Source organism: Micromonospora sp. NPDC049799, from assembly GCF_040656655.1.
Taxonomy (GTDB): Bacteria; Actinomycetota; Actinomycetes; order Mycobacteriales; family Micromonosporaceae; genus Micromonospora.
Map to the genome: position 1 here is coordinate 1 of NZ_JBFAMU010000409.1, position 4,402 is coordinate 4,402.

Consider the following 4,402-nt stretch of genomic DNA (forward strand, 5'->3'; position numbering starts at 1 on the left):
GTGGGGGTTAGGCCGCTGTCGTGAGGGCTGGGTGACCGCCGGGTTCTGCGCCGCCGCGCGGACGGCCGCCGCGACCGCCGGGGCGACCCGGGAGTCGAAGACGCTCGGCACGATCACCGTCGGGTTGATCTTCTCCTCGCCCACCACGTCGGCGATGGCCCGCGCGGCGGCGATGGCCATCTCCTCGGTGAACTCCTCGGCGTGCGCGTCGAGCATGCCCCGGAAGACGCCCGGGAACGCCAGCACGTTGTTGATCTGGTTCGGCTGGTCGGAGCGGCCGGTGGCGACGACGGCGGCGTGCTTGCGTGCCTCCCGCGGGTCGACCTCCGGGTCCGGGTTGGCCAGCGCGAAGACGATCGAGTCCTTGGCCATCGCGGCGATGTCGTCGCCGGTGAGCAGGTTCGGCGCGCTGACGCCGATGAACACGTCCGCGCCCCGGATCGCACCCGGCAGGTCGCCGGAGTAGCTCTCCTTGTTGGTGTGCTCGGCCAGCCACTGCCAGGCCGGGTTGAGGTCGGGCATCCCACGGTGCAGGGCGCCCTTCCGGTCGTACGCGATGATGTCGCCGACGCCCTGGCGCAGCAGCAGCTTCATGATCGCGGTGCCGGCCGCGCCCGCGCCGGAGACCACGACCCGGACGTCCGCGAGCTGCTTGCCCACGACGCGCAGCGCGTTGGTCAGCGCGGCGAGCACGCAGATGGCGGTGCCGTGCTGGTCGTCGTGGAAGACCGGGATGTCCAGAGCCTCGCGCAGCCGGGCCTCGATCTCGAAGCAGCGCGGCGCGGCGATGTCCTCCAGGTTGATCCCGCCGTACGCGGGCGCGATGGCCTTGACGATCTGCACGATCTCGTCGGTGTCCTGGGTGTCCAGCACCACCGGCCACGCGTCGACCCCGCCGAAGCGCTTGAACAGCGCGGCCTTGCCCTCCATCACCGGCAGGGACGCGGCCGGCCCGAGGTTGCCCAGGCCGAGGACGGCGGAGCCGTCGCTGACCACGGCGACGGTGTTGCGCTTGATGGTGAGCCGACGGGCGTCCGCCGGGTTCTCCGCGATCGCCATGCAGACCCGGGCCACACCGGGGGTGTACGCGCGCGACAGCTCGTCCCGGTTGCGCAGCGCGACCTTCGGGGTGACCTCGATCTTTCCGCCGAGGTGGAGCAGGAACGTCCGGTCGGAGACCTTGCGGACGTCCACGCCGTCCAGCGCGGTCAGCGCGTCGACCACCTGGTCGGCGTGGCTGGAGTCGGCGGTGTCACAGGTCAGGTCGACGAGCACGTGGGTCGGGTCGGAGTCAACCACGTCGAGGGCGGTGACGATCGCACCGGCCTCGCCGACGGAGGTGGTGAGGCGTCCGATCGAGGAGGCGTCCGCAGGCACCGCGATCCGGATGGTGATCGAGAACCCGGCACTCGGGAGACGGGTGATGGCCACGGTGTTTTTCCTCCGTCGACGCTGAACGGTTCGCCCAGCATTTCTACTCGCCCCGCTGGTCCGGCCGGCATCCGACCCCGCTACCGGCCGGTACGGCCACGGGCATATAGCAGGTGCGTCGTGCGTTGGCACATGTCAGGATTGCGTTCTACGTGACCAAACGGACAGGAGACTGAGTTTGCGAGAGCAGGAGACCTACGTTCCCAACGAGGACGACGAGTTCGACGCCACAACCGGTGATTTCGAGCTGTCGGAGCGGCAGGCGTTGCGGCGGGTCCCCGGCCTCTCGACCGAGCTCACCGACATCACCGAGGTCGAGTACCGGCAGCTGCGCCTGGAGCGCGTGATCCTCGTCGGGGTGTGGACCGAGGGCAGCCAGAGCGACGCGGAGAACTCCCTCACCGAGCTGGCCGCGCTGGCCGAGACGGCCGGCTCCCAGGTCCTCGAGGGCCTGATCCAGCGGCGCAACCGCCCGGACCCGGCCACCTACGTTGGCCGCGGCAAGGTCGAGGACCTCGGTTCGGTGGTGCTGTCCACCGGCGCCGACACCGTCATCTGCGACGGTGAGCTGTCCCCGTCGCAGCTGCGCAACCTGGAGCAGCGCACCAAGGTCAAGGTGGTCGACCGGACCGCCCTGATCCTGGACATCTTCGCCCAGCACGCGAAGAGCAAGGAAGGTAAGGCACAGGTCGAGCTGGCCCAGCTGGAGTACCTGCTGCCCCGCCTGCGCGGTTGGGGTGAGACCCTCTCCCGGCAGACCGGTGGTAGCGGTCGCGGCGGCGGCGCCGGCGGCGGCGTGGGCCTGCGCGGTCCCGGTGAGACCAAGCTGGAGACCGACCGGCGTCGGATCCGCCACCGCATCGCCCGGCTCCGCCGGGAGATCAAGGGCATGCGGACGGTACGCCAGACCAAGCGCGCCCGACGCTCCCGCAACGCGGTGCCGGCCGTCGCCATCGCCGGCTACACCAACGCCGGCAAGTCCAGCCTGCTCAACCGGCTGACCGGTGCCGGCGTGCTGGTGGAGAACGCGCTGTTCGCCACGCTGGACCCGACCACCCGCAGGGCCACCACCTCCGACGGGCGCCTCTACACGCTGTCCGACACCGTCGGCTTCGTCCGGCACCTGCCGCACCAGATCGTCGAGGCGTTCCGCTCGACCCTGGAGGAGGTCGCCGAGGCCGACCTGGTGGTGCACGTGGTCGACGGCACCCACCCCGACCCGGAGGAGCAGGTCCGGGCGGTCCACGAGGTGCTCGCGGAGGTCGGCGCCGACCGGCTGCCCGAGCTGCTGGTGGTCAACAAGACCGACGCCGCGGACGAGGAGACCCTGCTGCGGCTGAAGCGGCTCTGGCCGGATGCCGTCTTCGTGTCCGCCCACACCGGGCGGGGCATCGACGGGCTGCGCGAGGCCATCGAGGGGCGGCTCCCCCGTCCGGCGGTGGAGGTCCGCGCCGTGCTCCCGTACGACCGGGGTGACCTGGTGGCGCGGCTGCACCGGCAGGGCGAAGTGCTGAGCACGTCACACCTGCCGGAGGGCACCCTGCTGCACGTTCGGGTCGGCGAGGCCCTCGCGGCGGAGCTGGCACCGTACGAGACCGGAGCGGAGCGGGCGGTCGCGCAGCGGTCGTAGGGCGTCCCGGCCGCCCGGAGAGCACCGCGGGACATGCGACACTAGCAAGATGCGCCGCGTCTTCTCCTCGGTCACGGTTGCCCTCAGCGTGCTGGGGGCAACCGTGGCGTGGGCCGGGGTCGCCCTGGCGGCCTCCACCCCCGCCACCTCCCCGCTCGCTCTCGCGGCAGGTCAGAAGCGGTGCACGGTGACCGACGAGCGCCTCCGCGAGGTCTCCGGCCTGGTGGCGACGAAGACCGGTTACATCGTCGTCAACGACGGCACCGACGACGACCGCCGCAAGCGCGTCTTCTTCCTCGACACCAAGTGCAAGATCGCCAAGGATCCGGTCCGCTACTCCGGTGGCGGACCTCTCGACACCGAGGACCTGGCACTCTCGCCGGACGGCAGGACGCTGTGGATCGCCGACACCGGCGACAACGTCACCAGCAAGACCCGCCGCGAGCGGGTCGCGCTGTGGAGCATGCCGGTCGGCGGCGGCGCGCAGCCGAAGCTGCACCGCATCGCGTACCCGGACGGCAAGCCGCGCGACGCCGAGGCACTGCTCCTCAACGGTGACGGCACCCCTCTGATCATCACCAAGGTGACCGCCGGCAAGGCGGAGATCTTCGCGCCGGGCGGGAAGCTGCGCACCGGCGACACCGAGCCCGTGCCGATGAAGAAGGTCGGCGACGTCAGCCTGCCGAAGACCGACACGGAGAACCGGCTCGGCGCCCTCGGCCGGACGGCTGTCACCGGTGCCGCCCGTTCCCCGGACGGGTCCCGCGTGGTGCTCCGCACGTACGCCGACGCCTTCGAGTACGACGTCCCCGACGGTGACGTGGTGAAGGCGTTGACCAGCGCCGAGCCCCGGGTGACCGCGCTGGAGGATCCGTTCGGCGAGGCGATCTCCTACACGCCGGACGGCAAGTCGTTCCTCACCATCTCCGACGGCGGTCAGCTCGAGAACGAGGACCCGATCGACATCCTGGCCTACAAGCCGTCCACAGAGGGCGCGAAGCCCGTCGCGGGCTCGGCGGCCGGGCCCAGGTCGGCCGCGGGCCAGTCCTGGATGGACGGCCTCACGCTCCAGGACATCACCTACCTGATCGGTGCGGTCGGTGTCGTCGGCGCGTTGCTGGTCGGTGCCGGTGTCGTCGGCATCCTCCGGGCACGGCGGAACCCGCCGCCGGGCCGGGACTCCGACGACGGTCCGGACGACGAGGCGGAGGGCTTCCTGCCCCCCGGTGACCGGTCCCGGGCCGGTGCCTACGGCGGTGCGCCCGCCGGCGGTGTCTACGGCGGACCGGGCGGTGCCCCTCCCGGTGGCGCGGTCCCGCCCGGTGGCGGTCGTGGTGGTGC

3 protein-coding genes are annotated in these 4,402 nt (G+C 71.7%); 2 read left to right on the top strand and 1 reads right to left on the bottom strand.

The features are described 5' to 3' along the window. Positions 1 to 1,431: NAD-dependent malic enzyme (locus AB0I76_RS23325; protein ID WP_357039154.1), on the bottom strand; the 1,431-nt coding region annotated here is incomplete at its 3' end. Between the two features lie 178 nt (positions 1,432 to 1,609). Between AB0I76_RS23325 and hflX the strand changes: the two genes are divergently transcribed. Together hflX and AB0I76_RS23335 are read left to right on the top strand one after the other, a co-directional pair. Next, positions 1,610 to 3,061, top strand: coding sequence for a GTPase HflX (gene hflX, locus AB0I76_RS23330; RefSeq protein ID WP_357039157.1), 1,452 nt, complete (start codon positions 1,610 to 1,612; stop codon positions 3,059 to 3,061). A gap of 49 nt (positions 3,062 to 3,110) precedes the next feature. Then, a partial coding sequence (locus AB0I76_RS23335; RefSeq protein ID WP_357039160.1) for a hypothetical protein occupies positions 3,111 to 4,402 on the top strand: 1,292 nt, incomplete at its 3' end.